Below are 17238 nucleotides of genomic sequence, written 5' to 3'. Positions count from 1 at the left end.
GCTGGGGCGGACGGCGCGGGGCGGGATTCACTGAGGGCATGGACAGCGGGGCGTTGCGAGGGGCGTACGAGGAGGTGCTCGCCGAGGTCGACGCGGGCGGGTTCGGGCCACCGCCGGCCGGGCAGCTCAGCGCCGAGCAGATCGTCGCCCACCTCGCCGCCAACGACGAGTTGATGACCGAGGCGACGGAGGCGGTCATCGCCGGTTCGCCGTTCGCGTACTACGACCTGGAGACCATCCACCGTCCGCAGGTGGACGCGCTGGTCGTCGAGTGCGGCGGGCTGGACGGGCTGGCCACCCTGCTGCGGGCCACCAGCCAGAAGCTCTGCGTGTTGACCGAGCGGCTCGGGCCGGCAGCGGAGACGCCGGTCGAGACGCACCTGCGCGAGGGCTTCGACCTGGTCGTCGACGACACCCTGCCCTGGGGCCGCACCCTCGACCTGCACACCCGCGTCCACCTCCCGAAACACCTGGCCCAACTCCGCATGCTCCGCACCCCCTGACCTGACCCGTCCCCACTCCGCGATCTTGCACTTGTCGCCCCCGACAAACCACGTGGAAGAGGGCGAATGCCGGGCCGAAAGCGCAAGATCGCGGGGCGCGGGGAGGGCGAGGGGAGGGAGGGGCGAGGGCGAGGGAAGGGCGAGGGTCAGGGGTGGTGGAAGGTGCGGCGGTAGGTCGACGGGGTCACGCCGATGCGCTGGTGCAACTGTTGCCGGAGCGCCGCGGCGGTGCCGAAGCCGGACCGTCGGGCGACCTGGTCGACGGTGAGGTCGGTCGTCTCCAGCAGTAGCCGGGCGTGGTCGGTGCGCTGCTGGAGCAGCCACTGCGCCGGGCTCATCCCGGTCTCGGAGCGGAAGCGCCGGGTGAAGGTCCGCACGCTCATCCGGGCCTGCCCGGCCAGGTCGCGCAGGCTGACCTGCTCGTGCAGCCGATGGCGGGCCCATTCCCGCGCCCCGGCCGTGCCCGCGTCCGCCGTCTTCGGCACGGGGCGCTCGATGTACTGGGCCTGGCCGCCGTCGCGCCACGGCGGGACCACGCAACGCCGGGCCGCGCGGTTGGCCACCTCGCTGCCGTGGTCGGTGCGGATGACGTGCAGGCAGAGGTCGATCCCGGCGGCCACCCCGGCCGAGGTGAGCACCCGGTCGTCGGCGATGAAGAGCACGTCCGGGTCGAGGTCCACAGTCGGGTGGAGCCGCCGGAAACGGTCGGCGTACGCCCAGTGGGTGGTGGCCCGCCGGTCGTCGAGCAGCCCAGCGGCGGCCAGCACGAACGCCCCGGTGCAGATGGACATGATCCGGGCACCCCGTGCGTACGCCCCGCGCAGCGCGTCCGCCACCGCCGGGTCGAGCGTCCCGTCGCGCATCGGTGGCCCGCCGTGGATGCCGGGGACGACCACCGTGTCGGCGGCCTCCAGCAGTTCCAGCCCGTGGTCGGGGAGCACCTGGTAGCCGGCGGTGCTGCGCACCGGGAGGGCGCCCGCGGTGCAGGTGTCGACCAGGTAGAGCGGCACGTCGTCGGCGTCGCGCGCGGTGCCGAAGACCTGGGCGGGGGTGCCGAGGTCGAGGCCGACGACCTGGTCGGTGGCGAGCACGGCGATTCGGTGCGGGCGGACGGTCATGGCCCGATTATTGCGCATGATGGCTTTCCGGCCACTCGTCGTCGGCCGCCCCGATCCGCAGACTCGACCCGTGACCCGACCTCGTCGCCTGCACCCGGCCTGGACCGTCGCCGCCGTCGCGTTCGTCGCGCTGGTCGGCGCGGCGGGCTTCCGCGCCACCCCCTCGGTGCTGCTGCATCCGCTGCATGCCGAGTTCCGCTGGCCGCTGGCCACCATCTCTGCCGCGGTCTCGGTCAACCTGCTGCTCTACGGGCTCACCGCGCCCTTCTCCGCCGCGCTGATGGACCGGTTCGGCATCCGGCGGGTGGTCGCCGGCGCGCTGCTGACGGTCGCGGCGGGCAGCGGGCTGACCGTCTTCATGACCGCGAGCTGGCAACTCGTCCTGTGCTGGGGCGTGCTCGTCGGGCTCGGCACCGGGTCGATGGCGCTGGCCTTCGTGGCGACCGTCACCGGGCGCTGGTTCGTGCGCCGCCGTGGCCTGGTCACCGGCGTGCTCACCGCCGGCGGCGCGACCGGCCAGCTCGTCTTCCTCCCGCTGGTCGCCATGCTCGTCGACGCGCATGGCTGGCGTGCGGCGGCGCTCGTGGTCGCCGGGGCGGCGGTGGCGGTCGTACCGCTGGTGGTGTGGCTGCTGCGCGAGTACCCGGCGGATCTCGGCCTGCCCGCCTACGGCGCGGCCGAGGTCGTGCCCCCGACGCCGCCGGCGGGCGGGGCGGCGTCGCGGGCCGTCGGCGCGCTGGCGCAGGCGGCCCGGACGCGGCCGTTCTGGCTGCTGGCCGGCGGCTTCGCGATCTGCGGCGCGACCACCAACGGGCTGGTCGGCACGCACTTCGTGCCGGCCGCGCACGACCACGGGATGCCGCAGACCACCGCCGCCGGGCTGCTGGCGCTGGTCGGGCTCTTCGACATCGTCGGCACGGTCGCCTCGGGTTGGCTGACCGACCGGGTGGACAGCCGGCTGCTGCTGGGCGCCTACTACGCGCTGCGCGGCGGCTCCCTGCTGGTGCTGCCGGGGCTCTTCGCGGCCACGGCCGAGCCGAGCATGCTGGTCTTCATCGTCTTCTACGGGCTGGACTGGGTCGCCACGGTGCCGCCCACGGTGGCGCTGTGCCGGGAGTACTTCGGCGCGTCCGGCGCGGTGGTCTTCGGCTGGGTCTTCGCCGCGCACCAGGTCGGCGCGGCCGTCGCCGCCACCGGGGCGGGACTGGTCCGGGACCGGCTCGGCGACTACGCGCCGGCCTGGTACGCGGCGGGGGCGCTGTCGATCGGCGCCGCCGTGCTGTCGCTGCTGCTGCGCCGCCGCCGCGAGGTGCCGCCCGCGCCGGCCCCGGCGGTCGCCGCCGGGGGCCGGCGGGCGTGGAGCTACCGGGACTGACGGTCGGCCGACCGTCCACCGCTGCTCCGGCCGCCGGCGCGGGCGGGTGGCTCATTCGACGACCCGGACGTCCTTCCAGAACGCGACCCGGTCGCGGACCATCTCCGCCTCCGCCTTCGGGTCGGGGTAGTACCAGACGGCGTCGGGGCTGGTCCGCCCGTCGTGGACGAGCGTGTAGTAGGAGGCGGTGCCCTTCCACGGGCAGACGGTGTGCGTGTCGGACTCCCGGATCAGGTCGTCGCGCAGGGCGGTACGCGGGAAGTAGTGGTTCCCCTCCACCAGCACGGTGTCGTCGCTCTCGGCCACGACCACGTCGTTCCACACAGCTTTCGGCATGGCTCCCACGCTATGCCGACGGGACCCGCGCGGCCACGTGGTCGCCGGTCCGGAACGCCGGATCCACCGCCCCGAGGGGCGACGGCGCGGCGGTCGCGGCGCGAAACGGCCACCGTGGACATCCCACAGGGAAGAGCGGCGGGAGCGTACAGTGATCTCATGTGCGCGGCGCGTGTGGATCATCACCCGGTCGACCACGACGGCGCGGTGGCCCAGCTGCGACGGTCGTACGCGGCGGTGCCCGCGGGCGAACCGGTCCGGCTCGCCAAACGCACCTCCAACCTGTTCCGCCCCCGATCCGCCCCCCGCGTGCCGGGGCTGGACGTCAGCGGGCTCACCGGCGTGCTCGATGTGGACCCGGTGGCCCGCACCGCCGACGTGCAGGGCATGTGCACCTACGAGGACCTGGTCGACGCGACCCTGCCGCACGGGCTGATGCCGCTGGTGGTACCGCAGTTGCGCACCATCACCCTCGGCGGGGCGGTCACCGGGCTCGGCATCGAGTCGACCTCGTTCCGCAACGGGCTGCCGCACGAGTCGGTGGTGGAGCTGGACGTGCTCACCGGGTCCGGCGACGTCGTCACGGCCCGCCCGGAGGGCGAGCACGCCGACCTCTTCGCGGCCTTCCCCAACTCGCTCGGCAGCCTCGGCTACGCCACCCGGCTGCGCATCGAGCTGCAGCCGGTACGCCGCTTCGTGGCCCTGCGCAACGTCCGGTTCACCCGGCTGGAGGCCCTCACCGACGCGGTCGCCGAGGTCACCGCGACCCGCTCCTGGGCGGGCGAGGCCGTGGACGCGATGGACGGGGTGATGTTCAGCCCCGGCGAGGCGTACCTGGTGCTCGGCGCCTTCACCGACGACGCCCCGCACGTCAGCGACTACACGGGTCAGGACATCTACTACCGGTCGTTGCGCCGGCGCACAGGCGACGCCCTGACCACGTACGACTATCTCTGGCGCTGGGACACCGACTGGTTCTGGTGCTCGGCGGCGTTCGGCGTGCAGCACCCCGTGGTCCGGCGGATCTGGCCGGCGCGGTGGCGGCGCAGCGACGTCTACCACCGGCTGGTCCGCTTGGAGCACCGGCACGGCGTGGCCGCCCGGATCGACCGGCTGCGCGGCCAGCCGGCGCGCGAGCGGGTGGTGCAGGACGTGGAGATCCCGCTGGACCGGACGGCGGAGTTCCTGCGCTGGTTCGCGAAGGCCGTGGGGATGACCCCGGTCTGGCTGTGCCCGCTGCGGCTGCGCGAGCCGGCCGGCCCGGAATCGGCCCGCGCCTGGCCGCTGTATCCCCTCCGGCCGGGGCAGGACTATGTGAACATCGGCTTCTGGGGGAGCGTGCCGATCGCGGGCGGCGCCGCCGACGGCGACGTCAACCGGGTGATCGAGCGAATGGTGTCGGAGCTGGGCGGGCACAAGTCGCTCTACTCCGACGCGTACTACGACCGGGAATCCTTCGACCGGCTCTACGGCGGCGCGACGTGGCGCGCGGTGAAGGACCGCTACGACCCGGACCACCGGCTCACGGGACTGTACGAGAAGGCGGTAGCACGAAGATGAGCCTGACCGATCGAGACCAGGGAGCGGCGAGCGCTCCCGCCTCCCCGCCGGCGGGGGGCCGACGCCCGGGCCCGAGCGTGGCGGACGTCGTCCGCGCGTTGACCACCGGGGGCCTTCCGGTGCGGGTCACCGGGTACGACGGCAGCGCGGTGGGCCCGGCCGACGCCGGGATCACCCTGTCGATCCGTTCCGAGCGGGGCCTGACCTACCTGCTCACCGCCCCTGGCGACCTGGGCATGGCCCGGGCTTACGTCAGTGGCGACCTGGCGTTGCAGGGCGTGCACCCGGGCGACCCGTACGAGGCGTTGCGGGTGCTCAAGGACGAGCTGCGGCTGCGTACGCCCCCGCTGGCCGAGGCGCTGGCCCTGGTGCGCGGGCTGGGCTGGGAGCGGCTGATGCCGCCGCCGCCCCCGCCGCAGGAGGCGCAGCCGCGCTGGAAGCGGCTGGTCAACGGGCTGCGGCACTCCCGGGTCAGGGACAGCACCGCGATCTCCCACCACTACGACGTCTCGAACGCCTTCTACGAGAAGGTGCTCGGCCCGTCGATGACGTACACCTGCGCGGTCTTCCGCTCGCCCGACGACACGCTGGAGCAGGCCCAGGCGGCCAAGTACGACCTGGTGGCGCAGAAGCTCGCGCTCAAGGCCGGGATGCGGCTGCTCGACGTGGGCTGCGGGTGGGGCGGCATGGTCCGGCACGCGGCCCGCGAGTACGGCGTCAGGGCGCTCGGGGTGACCCTGTCCCGGTCGCAGGCCGAGTGGGCCCGGGCGGCGATCGAGCGGGAGGGGCTGACCGGCCTGGCGGAGGTGCGCCACCTCGACTACCGGGACGCGCCGCGCGAGCAGTTCGACGCGATCTCCTCGATCGGGCTGACCGAGCACATCGGGGTGCGCAACTACCCGGCCTACTTCGCCGCGCTGCGGGACCGGCTGCGGCCGGACGGGCGGCTGCTCAACCACTGCATCACGCGGGCCGACAACCACGCGCCGCACCGCTCGGGCGCGTTCATCGACCGGTACGTCTTCCCCGACGGCGAGCTGGCCGGCCCGGGGCGGGTGATCAGCGAGATCCACGACGTCGGGCTGGAGGTGCAGCACGAGGAGAACCTGCGCCGGCACTACGCGCTGACGCTGGCCGGCTGGTGCCGCAACCTCGTGGAGCACTGGGACTTCTGCGTCTCCGAGGTGGGGCCGGGCACGGCCCGGGTGTGGGGCCTCTACATGGCCGGCTCCCGGCTGGCGTTCGAGCGTAACGGCATCCAGCTGCACCAGGTGCTGGCCACCCGCAACGGCCCGGAGGGGGCGAGCGGCTATCCGCTGCGCCCCGACTGGCTGCCCTGATCCGGACGAAAGCCGCGCCGACCCGGCCGGCGCGGCTTTCGTCGAACCCGTTGACAAACAAACTTTGTACGTACAAACTGATTTTCTCATGAGAGATGTCCTGTACCTGGAGCAGATGGAGCAGGCCGAGGCCCTGCTCAAGCCGCAGCGCGTCGAGGTGCTGCGGCAACTGGCCGAGCCGCGCACCTGCACCGAGGTCGCCGCCCGGCTGGAGCAGACGCCGCAGCGCGTCTACTACCACGTCAAGCAGCTCGTCGCCGCCGGGCTGGCCGAGCAGGTCAGCGAGCGCAAGGTCCGCGGCATCACGGAGGGCATCTACCAGGCCGCCGCCCGGTCCTACTGGCTGTCGCCCCGGCTCGTCGGCCGGATCGGTCTGCGCCGGGCCCGCGACGAGCTGAGCCTCGGCTACCTGCTGGACCTGATGGAGGAGGTCCAGGCCGACATCGCCGGGCTGGACCGCGCCGCCCCCGAGCTCCCCTCGGTGGGGGTGGCCGGCGAGATCCGGGTGCCGGCGGAGCAACGTCAGCAGTTCCTGCACGACCTGCGGACGACTCTGCAGGACCTTTTCACGCGCTACGGCGGCGCCGAGGGCGACGCCTTCAAGCTCGCCGTGGCCTGTTATCCGAAGGGGAAAGACCGTGAGTGAACCGATGAAGGTGCCCGTCCGCCTCGCCGCGCCGGTCGCGACCGTCCGCCGCGCCCTGACCGACCCGGCCGAGCTGCGCGTCTGGCTCGCCGAGCACGCCGAGGTCGAGCTGCCGCACCGGTACGAGTTCTGGGGCCGGCACACCCCCGAGGGCGACGCGCCGCACCAGCGGCTGCTGCACGTCGACGACGACACCCTGCGCTTCGCCTGGCTGCTCGACGGGGTCGAGACCACCACCGAGTTCGCCCTGCGTGCCGAGGGGTCCGACCGCACCGTCCTGACGCTGACCCAGAGCCACTTCGACTTCGCCGAGACGATGAGCGGCAGCAGCATCCGCGGCGTGCTGCAGACCTTCTGGAGCCTGTCGCTGGCCAACCTGGCCGCCCACCTGGAGGGCGACCCGCTGCTGCCGAAGGTCGACTTCACCTCCGCCGAGCTGCGCGGCGAGCTGCTGATCGACGCGCCGGCGGCCAAGGTGTTCGAGTCGCTGACCGACTCCGAGCAGGCCAGCGCCTGGTTCGGCTACCCGATCGGCATCGAGCCCTGGGTCGGCGGCCGTTACGCCATGGGTGGCTTCGAGTCCGGCCACGCCGCCAAGGTCGTCGACCTGGAGCCCGGCCGGAAGCTCTCGGTCGACTGGGGCCCGATCGGCGTCAGCACCTGGGAGCTGGCCGAGTCGCAGGGCAAGACGAAGCTGACCTTCGTGCAGTCCGGCTTCGACGAGCAGAACCCCCCGTACGCGGGCTGGGCCGGGTCGCTCTCGGGGCTGTTCGAGCTGCGCCGCTTCCACGAGATGAAGGACTGGCAGCCCATCTGGCTTCCGGCCGAGGTGCCGGGCCTGGAGCCGGAGGTCGCTCAGGCGACGAGCTGAGCCCGGGAGCAGGAGCCCCCTGTCACCCCATCGGGGTGCAGGGGGCTCTTGCCTGTCCAAGCGCCGCAGAGCCGGTGTAGGCGGTCCACAGGTCGCGAAAGTCTCTCACGGTCGGATCGGGGAAGCCGCGACGGCATATGGGGAATATGGGACAATTTCACCATAGGGGCGCCTGCTCAGCCTGAGCCGTCGGCATCGTGACTCCGTTCTCGGCTGAACGGCGCCTTCCGCCTGCGCCTCCGACGGATCGGTCGACGGCCGTCCGCGAGCTTGGGCCAGGCATCGCCTAGGAAGGAGCAGCAGTGATGGTGGGACGTACTCGACTGTGGGCAGTTGCGGTGGCGGCCGGCGCGGCGGTGGCGGCGGTCGCCGCCGGAAACGCCGCCATGGGCGACGGACGGGACGACTCGCGCGACAAGCACGAGTCGCGCGAGTCGCAGAACTCGTGGGACTGGGACGACTCGCGGCGCGGTGAGGACACCGTGCGGGCGAAGCTCAGCGGCTACCAGGAGGACCCGCTCACGATCTCCACGCCCGGTTCGGGCCGGTTCGAGGCGCACATCGACGAACGGAACAAGGAGATCAAATGGCGGCTGAGCTACGACGACCTGAAAGACGTCGAGCAGGCGCACATCCACTTCGGAGGAAGACACCAGAGCGGCGGTATCGCCGCCTTCCTCTGCTCGAACGTCAAGGACGCGAAGGGTGGCGCGCCACAGGGCGTCCAGGCCTGCCCTCCCGCCCCAGCCAAGATCGAGGGGACCATCCGGCCCGCTGACGTGGTGGGCCCCGCAGACCAGGGCATCGAGCCTGGGGAGTTCGACGAGCTTGTCGACGCGATCGAGGCCGGCGTCACGTACGCCAACGTGCACACCAAGAAGTACCCGAAGGGCGAGATCCGGGGCCAGATCAAGAGCGACGAGCGGGACCACGACAAGCGTGACGACTGGGGCCGCGACGAGGAGCGTGACGAGTGGGGCCAGGACAAGGGTGACGACTGGGGCCACGACAAGCGTGACGATTCGGGTCGCGACGAGGAGCGTGACGAGTGGGGCCAGGATAAGGGTGACGACTGGGGCCACGACAAGCGTGACGACTCGGGTCGCGACGAGGAGCGCGACGAGTGGGGCCAGGGCAAGGGTGACGACTGGGGCCAGGACAAGCGTGACGACTCCGGCGAGCAGAAGCGCGACGACTGGGACCGGCAGATGAGCGACGCCTGACAGCGACGTACTCATCGTCGGCCGTCGTGCCTGTGCGAGCCTGCCGTCGCGGCGGGCGGGCCACGGGACCGGCAGGGGCATCCGCTCGTTCCCGACGAGCGGATGCCCCGGTGTCGGCCGGTCGTGGCGCCCTCACGATCATCTACAGTCGACGGAATCCGTCGACTGTGGAGGGTGAGAGGGCGGGCATGAAGATCGGCATCAACACGTGGGCGTGGGTCGCGCCGCTGACCGACGAGGCGCTCGCCCGGCTCGCCCCACGGATCAAGGCCTGGGGCTTCGACGCCGTCGAGCTGCCCATCCAGGCCCCGGGCGACTGGGACCCCACGGTGGCCGCGGAGCTGCTCGCCGGGCTGGACCTGGCCCCCGCCGTCTGCGCCGGCCTGCTGCCCGACCACGACCTGCTCGCCGACGACGAGCAGGTCGTGCGGCTCACCGAGGACTTCGTCCGGCACTGCCTGCGGGCCGCGGACCAGGTGGGGGCCGCCGTCGTGGCCGGCCCGCTCTACGCGCCGGCCGGTCGGACCTGGCTGCTCGACCCGGACGCGCGACGCGCCACCACGGCGCGCCTCGTGGACCGGCTCCGGCCGCTGGCCGCCGAGGCTGCCGAGCGGGGCGTGACGATCGCCCTCGAACCGCTCAACCGGTTCGAGACCAGCCTGCTCAACACCGTCGAGCAGGCGTTGGAGGTGGTCGACGGGATCGACGGCCTGGGACTCGCGCTGGACACCTTCCACCTGAACATCGAGGAACGCGACCTGCCGGCGGCCATCCGGACGGCCGGTGACCGGCTCGCCCACGTGCAGGTGTGCGGCAACGACCGCGGCGCGCCCGGCGGGGACCACCTCGACTGGCCGGCGATGCTGGCCGCCCTCGCGGACATCGACTACTCCGGCCAGCTGAGCATCGAGTCGTTCACGGCGCCGGCCCTGGCCGTGCCGATGTCCGTGTGGCGCCCGCTCGCCACCGGCCCCGACGCGCTCGCCGTCGAGGGATTGGCCTTCCTGCGTGGGCTGTCGGCCGTACCGTCCGCCGGGAATTCCCGCTCCTGACGCCGGTCGGGGGGTGATTGCGGGCCCGGCAGTGGGTACTGCCGGGCGATGTTCTTCATCTTCGGGCTCCGCACCAAGGTCAGCCGGTCGGGCGTGGTGCGGCAGGTCTGCCGCAACTGCGGCAACCACGCCGCCCAGGTGATCACCCGCCGGTCGACGAGGTTCAGCCTGTTCTTCGTCCCGATCATCCCGGTCCGCACCCGCTACGTGCAGCAGTGCACCTTCTGCGGCGCCCAGTACGACATCGCCAAGTCCGACGCCCAGCGCCTCGCGGTCGGCTGAGCCCACCGATGGCCCGCTTCCTCTGCTGGCTGATCGGCCGGCAACCCGCCGCGCCCGCCCCGGCGCCCGTGCACACCGTCTCCCGGCCGCCCTGCACCCCGGGGCGCCGCCGGCGTCGCCGAGACCGCCGCCCGACGGCCGGCACCGCCCTGCCCCGCTCGCCCTGGAACCGCTCCTCCGGCCGGTGACCGCCACGTGACCCGTGGGCGCCGGCGTCAGCCGGCCCGACAGCGCGCGCCCCGGCTCACGTGCCGGGGCGTGCCAGGATGTGGCGATGTCGTATCCCCCTCACCCGTCGTACCCGCCGGGGCCGGGCGCGGTCACCCCGCTGGTCGCGTACCCCCACCCGATCCCGCCGCCCCCGGGCCACGCCGTGCTGGCCGTCTCGGTCAACCGCGGGCCGTACCTCGTCCCCGCCCCCTCGACCAGCAAGTTCAAGGTCGACCGCCAGGCCGTTCCGATTCCCGGCGAGGGCACCTGGCACGTGGCCGTCCCGGCGGGCCCGCACGACGTCCGCTACACAGACTTCATGGGCGTTCCCGTGATGACCACCGCGCTCGTCGCCCATCCCGGCGCGGTGCACCACCTGTCGTTCCGCTTCGGCGGATGGCGCAACCGCGTCCACGACGGGCAGGGCACCGACGTGACGAAGTTCGGGATGTGGTCGAACTACAGCATCCTGCTGGTCATCCTCCTCGTGCTCGGCGTGGTCTGCTGCGGCGGCTCCGCGCTCCTGGCCGGGCTCTCCGGCTCGGCCTGACCGGGCTCCGGCTCGGTCTGGCCGGGCATGCGCGCACCGGGCGGCGTCCCGCGCTCTTCCCGCCGGGGCGTCGCCCGGCGCGACCGGCGGGGACCGCCTATCGTGGCGGATCGTGACGAGCAGCGAGGAGCGACTGGCGGCGATCCGCGGCGGTGTGCCACCCAGGCGGCACAACGCCCGCACCATCGCCGCGCTGACCGGCAACCCGGGCTGCACCCGGCGGGCCGTGCTGGACGGCGCCGGGGTGGACAAGCCGAAGCTGGCCGAGCGGATCGGTTTCCCCGCCCGGTTCGGGCAGTCCCGGTTCGCCATCACCCGCGGCAACGCCTTCGAGGCGCAGGTCAAGGCCGACGGCGGGGCCGAGCTGCTGCGGCTGGTCGCCGAGCGGTTGGGCGTACCGGTGCCGGCGGCGGCGACCTGGACGGACCTCGGCGACGGCGTCGAGGACGACACGGCGGCCCGGCACCGGCGCTCCGCCGAGCTGCTGACCGGGGCCACGCCCGGCGACGGGACGGGCGACGCCGCCGCGCTGTTCGACCATCCCCTGCTCGGCCTGGACGTCGCCGGCCGCCGGGTGCACCTGGAGCCGGACCTGGTCGCCGCCCGGCTCGCCGGCCGGTTCCGCGTGGTCGAGATCAAGTCGTTCCCGGTGGTCGACGGTCAGGCCGACGCGGCCAAGGTGTCCGCCGCCGCGACCCAGGCCGCCGTCTACGTGCTGGCCCTGCGCGAGCTGCTCGCTTCCGCCGGCCACGACCCCGAGCTGGTGTCGCACGACGTGGTGCTGGTCTGTCCGCGGGACTTCGCCAACCAGCCGGTGGCCAGCCTGGTCGACGTGCGCAAGCAGTTGCTGGTGCTGCGCCGGCAGCTCGACCGGATGGCCCGGCTCGACGCGCTGCTGGCCGCCGTGCCTGAGGACTTCACCGCCGACCTGGCCGCCGAGCCCGCGGCGCTGCTCGCCGCGCTGTCCGGGGTGGAGGCCCGCTACGCGCCGGAGTGCCTGGCGGCCTGCGAGCTGGCGTACTTCTGCCGGCACGAGGCGCGCGGCCACAGCGGGGCGCTGGGCCGGCCCGTCCGGGAGGCGCTGGGCGGGATCGCGGACGTCGACGAGGTGCTGGCGCTGGCCGCCGGTGAGCGCACGCCGGACCCGGGGCAGGAGGAGGCCGCCGCGCTGCTGCGGGCCGCCGCCCGGCTGCGCGCCGACGCCCTCGCCGGGACCCCCGCATGAGTACGCTCCGCGCGCTCGCCAGGGCGCAGGCGCTCGCCGCCGGGGTGGCCCAGCCGGTGGCGACCGTCCGGCACCTGCACCTGGCCGAGCGCCCGCTGGTGCTGGTGCCGCTGGCGATGGCCGGCGAGGCGAACGCCCCGCTGGCGGCGCTGGTCGGCGACGCGCCCGACGCGGCGCGGCTGCTGATCGTGCCGCAGCCCCGTAACCGCGACCAGCGGTACCGGTTCGCCGCCGAACTGGCCGCGACCGTGCTGCCGTACCTGGACGGGTTCCGGGGGGTCGCCGAGGCGGTGCCGATCGACCGGGGAAAGGACGTGCGGTACCGGTACGTCGACGCCCCGCAGCTGCTGGTGCCGAACCCCGCCGGGGTGACCTTCCTGCGGCTGCTCGGCCGCTCCACCCGCTTCCGCCGCCCCGACGGCGAGTACCCGGTGCACTCGTCGGTGCCGGTGCTCGGGCGCTGGCTGACCTTCTTCGCCGAGCGGGCCGAGCATCCCGGCTCGTCGGCGCTGGTGGCGATGACCGACGCGCTGACCCTGCACTGGGCCACCGGGCAGAGCGTGGTGGAGGACCTGCACCTGCCGGCGCTGCTCGGCTGGATCGACCCGCCGGCCGGGCTCACCGGGCCCGAGGCGGCGGCCCGGGCCGAGGACCCGGCGCTCTGCCCGCCCGCCGGGCCGGCCACCGACCCCGACTTCGACAACTACCGCCTCGCCCCGGCCATCGCCGCGTACGCCGCCGCCGAGGACGACGCGGAGGCGCGCGCCGGGGCGTACGCGGAGTTGGAGCGGCTGCTGCGCGACCAGCTCGCGCCCACCTGGGAGCTGATGTGGCGCGGCGTGGGGTTGCTGCGCGGCCTGCCGCCGGGGGCCCGGGTGGCCGGCCGGTGGGACGGCGACAAGGACGCGTTCACCGGGTACGCCGAGCACGTCGACGCGGGCGGCCCGCCGCAGCCCCGCCGCGACGGGGCGGTGGCCGCCGCCCAGCGGCTGCACCGGCTGGAACGGGCCCTGACCTCGTACGCCGTCCAGCGAGCCTACGACGACCCGCTGGTGATGGCGGAGCACCGGCTGACCGGCGAGGCGTTCGTGGGCGAGGTGATCCTGGCCGACCCGAAGCGGGTGGACGACACCGGGAAGCGGCCGGTGCTGCGTCCCCGCGTCCAGGTCGTCACCACCGAGCCGGTGCCGATGCCGGTCGGCGCCACGCTGTACTCGCCGGCCCGGCCGGCGCAGAAGGCCAAGGTGGTCTTCGTGACCCCGGCGGCGGACGGCAAGACCGAGGTGGTGCTGGAACTCTCCGGCGGGATGGGCCGGGGGCTGACGGCCCCGCCGGGCACCGTGCCCGAGGTGGGGGAGCGGCTCTGCTACACCACCCTGTCGGACTCCTTCATGCCGGCGGGGACCTTCCCTGCCGTCGAGGAGACCCCGTGGACCCACGGGGGCCCACCGGTCCCCGCGCCGGCGCCCCCGGACTCCGGCCCGGCCCCCGCGCCGCCCGGCTCCGGCCCGGCCCTTGCGCCTGGGTCGCACGGCCCCGCCTCGGGCTCCACCGACCGCGCGGTCGCGGCGGCCTCTTCGTCCGACGTGTACGGCGACCCCGACGAGGAGTGGGCCTGACCGGCCCGACGCGTCGGTCTCCCGCCCGCCCGGACCCAGGCTGGACTCCCGCCACCGGTCCAGCGCCAGCTGACCGGAACATGCCGCCACTCTCCGTTGCCCTCGTGCGTGGCGTGACGCTGCGTGACGACGGGTGTTAGGTCGCGATGGGTGATGGTGGGGCGGCGCGCAGGACGGTCCGATGGGCGGCGTCGAGTGCCTCGGCCGCGGGCACCTCGACGTCCGGAACGACGCCCGTGCCCTCCCAGTTGGTGCCGGAGATCGGGTTGACCGGGCTGGCGACCGGCACCGAGAGGTGCAGGTGCGGGTGGACGGGGAACCCCGTCCGGGGGTGGGCGCCGCCCCCGGTCCGCTCTCCGACGACCGTGGCCCGGCCGTGCTGCTGAAGCGCGTAGGCGAGCGACTCGCCCCCGGAGAAGGTCGTCGCGCTGGTCAGGACGGCCAGCGGCCGGTCGCCGCCGAAGCGGGCTCCGGCCAGCGGCGCGGGGCTCCAGAACTGACGGTCGGGCAGGTGGCGTTGGCGCATGGTGTAGAGCTGTGTCGGGCGGTCGAAGAGGTGCCCGCAGACCATCGCCTCCATCTCCGGGTCGCCGCCGATCGTCTCGCGCAGGTCGATGATCAGGGCGTCGGCGTCGGCGACCAGGCGCAGCGCGGCGGTCATCGCCTCCCCGGCCAGGGCGGGGGAGAACAGCGCGGGCTCGATCCGCAGCAGGCCGACGTTGTCGGGCAGCCGCTCCACCCGGTGGATGCCGCCCAGGCTGGCCCGGGCCATCCCGGGCAGCCCGTCGGCGAGCGGATCCCCGCCGTCCTCCGGCAGCGGCCGGTCGTGGAATCTCACCCCCAGGTGGCGGTCGCCGTTGATCGACTGGAGCGTCCGGGTGAGCGTGTCGGCGAGCGCCGACCAGGACCGTGCCTGCCGGTGCCGGTCGGTCTCCGCCCGCAGGAGCCCGGCGAGCCGGGCTGCGACGTCGGCGAAGACGTAGTGCTCGCCGACCAGTTGGGCCGTGCGCTCGACGACCTCGGTGATCTCGATCTGTGATGCGGGTTGTTCCCGTGTGTCGAGGGTTGTCATGTCCGCAGTAGAGCAGCGCTTTGACAAAGCGTCAAGAGGCGTAGACACTTTAGTCATGACGCCGACGCCCGCGGAGCAGCCGCTCGACGATTTGCTGGAGGTCACCACCCCGGCGCAGTTCAAGGCGCTCGGGCACCCGCTGCGGCAGCGGCTGCTCTTCGCGCTCGGGCAGCGCCCCGCCACCATCAGCCAACTCGCGGCGGCGCTCGGCGCGGCCAAGGGCAACGTGGCCCACCACCTCAAGGTGCTGCGCGACGCCGGCATGGTCCGCGTCGCCCACACCCGCCAGGTCCGCGGCGGCACCGAGCAGTACTACCAGCGCAGCGCCCGACGGATGCGCGTGGCGCCTGGCCACGCCGCCGCGACCGCCGCGATGCTCGGGGCGGTCGCCGAGGAGGTATCCGCGGCGCCAGGCGAGCCGCTGCTGCACCTGCGCCACCTGCGCCTCACCGCGGCCCAGGCCGAACGGCTCGGCGCCGCGCTCAGCGAGCTGCTCGACACCGCCGAGGACGCCGGCGAGGGCGAGGAGCGCTACGGCGTGCTGGTCAGCCTCTACCGGCAGACCCCGCCGCCACCGGCCTGACCGGTCCCGCCGGCTGGACGTCGCCCGCGGGTCCAGAATCGGGCTTGACCCTCACGTAACGGCAGGCGGGAGCCTCGTTGGCGGAAGGGAGGGAAACCATGGCGTACACGGTGGGACAGGTGGCGAAGTCGGCCGGGGTGACCGTGCGGACGCTGCACCACTACGACGAGATCGGATTGCTCTCGCCCAGTGGCCGCAGCGGCACGGGCTACCGGCGCTACGACGACGCCGACCTGGAGCGGTTGCAGCACATCCGTTACTACCGGGAGCTGGGGTTCCCGCTGGAGGAGATCGCCGCGATCCTCGACGACCCGGCGAGTGACCCGGCGGCGCACCTGCGCCGCCAGCACGAGCTGCTGACCGTACGGATCAAGAGGCTCCAGGAGATGGTCACGGCGATCGAGTTCGCGATGGAGGCGAGCAAGTTGAACATCCCACTGACCCCGCAGGAGCGGTTCGAGGTCTTCGGCGACTTCGACCCGGACGCGCACGCCGAGGAGGCCGAGCAGCGGTGGGGCGGCACCGAGGCGTACCGGGAGTCGAACCGGCGCGTGTCCCGCTACACCAAGGACGACTGGCTGCGGAACAAGGCCGAGAACGAGGACTGGGGGCGGCGGTTCGTCGAGGTGATGTCCTCCGGCGCGCCGGCGGACAGCCCGGCGGCGATGGAGCTGGCCGAGGAGCACCGGCAGATCATCAGCCGCTGGTTCTACGAGTGCTCGTACGAGGTCCACACGGGGCTGGCCGACATGTACGTGGCGGACGAGCGGTTCACCGCGTACTTCGAGAGGATCAGGACGGGGATGGCGGCGTACCTGAGCGAGGCCATCCACGCCAACGCGATCAGCCGCGCCTGATCGTGCGGTCCGTCCGCTCCCTGGAGGTATCCAGTGCTCATCGTCGCCGGCAGTCTCTACGTCGACCCTGACCAGCGGGACACCTACCTCGCCGACTGCGTCGAGGTCGTCCGGCAGGCGCGGTCCGCGCCGGGCTGCGTCGACTTCGCGATCAGCGCCGACCTGGTCGAGCCGGGCCGGATCAACGTCTACGAGCGCTGGGAGTCCGACGCGCAGCTGCTGGCCTTCCGGGGTGCGGGGCCGGCCGGGGAGCAGGCGGTGGCGATCCGTGGCGCCGAGGTGCACAGGTACCGCATCTCCGGCGTCGAGGCTCCCTGACGGGGCTGGCCGGACGCCTTCGCGCCCGGCCAGCCCCGGATCCGCCCGGGCGAGGCCCCGGACTCCCCCAGGGCGGGGTCCGGGGGTCCGTCCGCCCCGGGACCGTGCGGGTCCGGAGAGGGTCGAGCCGATCGAGGCCGACGGGCAGTGGATCAGCGCCAGGACGGCGGGTAGCCGTAGTGCGGCAGCAGCCGCCCGGCGAGCAGCGCCGTGCCGAGCACGACCAGCACGGCGGGCAGCACCGTGTGGAGCGGGTGGAGGAGGTCGGGGCCGGTCAGGCCGACGAAGGCGGCGCAGACGGCGGCCGGCGCGTGCGGGGCCGCCAGCTGCAGCATGGTGACGAGCGAGGCCACGGCGGCGGCTGTCGCCGTCCACACCGACGGGCCGGGGGGGGGGGGGGGGGGAGGGAAGGGAGGAGGGGGGGAGGGGGGGGGGGGGGGGAGAAAAGATAGGCAAGGGAGCAGAGGGGGGGGGTACAAGGGGGACAAGAACAACGAA

General features: G+C 73.7%; 19 protein-coding genes. 15 read left to right on the top strand and 4 right to left on the bottom strand.

Going from position 1 to position 17238, the window contains the following annotated elements; genetic code table 11:
- Positions 1–38: 38 nt before the first annotated feature.
- Positions 39–503 (top strand): hypothetical protein, encoded by a 465-nt coding sequence (locus tag ACZ6O2_RS02500; protein ID WP_350703116.1) that lies wholly within the window; start codon positions 39–41, stop codon positions 501–503.
- Between the two features lie 146 nt (positions 504–649).
- On the opposite strand, the gene ACZ6O2_RS02495 is transcribed toward ACZ6O2_RS02500, so the two are convergent.
- On the bottom strand, positions 650–1621 hold the full coding sequence (locus ACZ6O2_RS02495; protein WP_466021755.1) for a GlxA family transcriptional regulator: 972 nt from the start codon (positions 1619–1621) through the stop codon (positions 650–652).
- A gap of 70 nt (positions 1622–1691) precedes the next feature.
- Between ACZ6O2_RS02495 and ACZ6O2_RS02490 the strand changes: the two genes are divergently transcribed.
- Positions 1692–2996 (top strand): MFS transporter, encoded by a 1305-nt coding sequence (locus ACZ6O2_RS02490; RefSeq protein WP_466021754.1) that lies wholly within the window; start codon positions 1692–1694, stop codon positions 2994–2996.
- A gap of 51 nt (positions 2997–3047) precedes the next feature.
- On the opposite strand, the gene ACZ6O2_RS02485 is transcribed toward ACZ6O2_RS02490, so the two are convergent.
- A complete protein-coding gene (locus ACZ6O2_RS02485; protein ID WP_393455821.1) occupies positions 3048–3332 on the bottom strand; it encodes a DUF427 domain-containing protein in 285 nt (94 codons plus the stop codon).
- A gap of 159 nt (positions 3333–3491) precedes the next feature.
- Here ACZ6O2_RS02485 and ACZ6O2_RS02480 point away from each other — a divergent pair, with 159 nt between their 5' ends.
- From ACZ6O2_RS02480 to ACZ6O2_RS02435, 10 genes are all read left to right on the top strand, one after another.
- Positions 3492–4892: an FAD-binding oxidoreductase gene (locus ACZ6O2_RS02480; RefSeq protein WP_350703111.1), complete on the top strand. Its 1401-nt coding sequence runs from the start codon at positions 3492–3494 to the stop codon at positions 4890–4892.
- Entirely contained in the window at positions 4889–6232 is a 1344-nt protein-coding gene (locus ACZ6O2_RS02475) for a class I SAM-dependent methyltransferase (RefSeq protein WP_466021753.1), read from the top strand. The genes ACZ6O2_RS02480 and ACZ6O2_RS02475 overlap by 4 nt, the downstream gene beginning before the upstream one ends.
- Before the next feature lie 88 nt (positions 6233–6320).
- Positions 6321–6878 carry a helix-turn-helix domain-containing protein gene (locus ACZ6O2_RS02470; RefSeq protein WP_466021752.1) on the top strand — a complete coding sequence of 186 codons (558 nt, stop codon included), beginning with the start codon at positions 6321–6323 and terminating at the stop codon, positions 6876–6878.
- The gene (locus ACZ6O2_RS02465; protein WP_466021751.1) at positions 6871–7749 is read left to right on the top strand and encodes an SRPBCC domain-containing protein; all 879 of its coding nucleotides are present in this window, start codon (positions 6871–6873) and stop codon (positions 7747–7749) included. The genes ACZ6O2_RS02470 and ACZ6O2_RS02465 overlap by 8 nt, the downstream gene beginning before the upstream one ends.
- 305 nt (positions 7750–8054) lie before the next feature.
- Positions 8055–8972, top strand: coding sequence for a CHRD domain-containing protein (locus ACZ6O2_RS02460; RefSeq protein WP_466021750.1), 918 nt, complete (start codon positions 8055–8057; stop codon positions 8970–8972).
- A 188-nt stretch (positions 8973–9160) separates the two neighbouring features.
- Positions 9161–10024, top strand: coding sequence for a sugar phosphate isomerase/epimerase family protein (locus ACZ6O2_RS02455; RefSeq protein ID WP_363701418.1), 864 nt, complete (start codon positions 9161–9163; stop codon positions 10022–10024).
- Between the two features lie 48 nt (positions 10025–10072).
- Positions 10073–10306 (top strand): zinc-ribbon domain-containing protein, encoded by a 234-nt coding sequence (locus ACZ6O2_RS02450; protein ID WP_466021749.1) that lies wholly within the window; start codon positions 10073–10075, stop codon positions 10304–10306.
- Positions 10307–10580: 274 nt separating this feature from the next.
- Positions 10581–11066: a hypothetical protein gene (locus ACZ6O2_RS02445; RefSeq protein ID WP_466021748.1), complete on the top strand. Its 486-nt coding sequence runs from the start codon at positions 10581–10583 to the stop codon at positions 11064–11066.
- 112 nt (positions 11067–11178) lie between these two features.
- Positions 11179–12291 (top strand): hypothetical protein, encoded by a 1113-nt coding sequence (locus ACZ6O2_RS02440; protein WP_466021747.1) that lies wholly within the window; start codon positions 11179–11181, stop codon positions 12289–12291.
- A complete protein-coding gene (locus ACZ6O2_RS02435; RefSeq protein ID WP_466021746.1) occupies positions 12288–13910 on the top strand; it encodes a hypothetical protein in 1623 nt (540 codons plus the stop codon). The genes ACZ6O2_RS02440 and ACZ6O2_RS02435 overlap by 4 nt, the downstream gene beginning before the upstream one ends.
- A 136-nt stretch (positions 13911–14046) precedes the next feature.
- Here the strand turns inward: ACZ6O2_RS02435 and ACZ6O2_RS02430 are convergent, their stop codons facing one another.
- Positions 14047–14982, bottom strand: coding sequence for a S41 family peptidase (locus ACZ6O2_RS02430; RefSeq protein WP_466021745.1), 936 nt, complete (start codon positions 14980–14982; stop codon positions 14047–14049).
- A 55-nt stretch (positions 14983–15037) separates the two neighbouring features.
- Between ACZ6O2_RS02430 and ACZ6O2_RS02425 the strand changes: the two genes are divergently transcribed.
- The 3 genes from ACZ6O2_RS02425 (at position 15038) to ACZ6O2_RS02415 (ending at position 16740) form a co-directional block, all read left to right on the top strand.
- On the top strand, positions 15038–15565 hold the full coding sequence (locus ACZ6O2_RS02425; protein WP_350703091.1) for an ArsR/SmtB family transcription factor: 528 nt from the start codon (positions 15038–15040) through the stop codon (positions 15563–15565).
- 98 nt (positions 15566–15663) lie between these two features.
- Positions 15664–16422 (top strand): MerR family transcriptional regulator, encoded by a 759-nt coding sequence (locus ACZ6O2_RS02420; protein ID WP_466021744.1) that lies wholly within the window; start codon positions 15664–15666, stop codon positions 16420–16422.
- 33 nt (positions 16423–16455) lie between these two features.
- Positions 16456–16740, top strand: coding sequence for a putative quinol monooxygenase (locus tag ACZ6O2_RS02415; protein ID WP_350703087.1), 285 nt, complete (start codon positions 16456–16458; stop codon positions 16738–16740).
- 152 nt (positions 16741–16892) lie between these two features.
- Here ACZ6O2_RS02415 and ACZ6O2_RS02410 read toward each other — a convergent pair whose 3' ends face one another.
- Positions 16893–17075 (bottom strand): hypothetical protein, encoded by a 183-nt coding sequence (locus ACZ6O2_RS02410; protein WP_466021743.1) that lies wholly within the window; start codon positions 17073–17075, stop codon positions 16893–16895.
- Positions 17076–17238 lie beyond the last annotated feature (163 nt).

The sequence above is a fragment of the Micromonospora sp. NPDC048040 genome (assembly GCF_055587185.1).
Note: the sequence above shows the minus strand (reverse complement) of the source record. Positions and strands in the feature narration are given on the sequence as shown.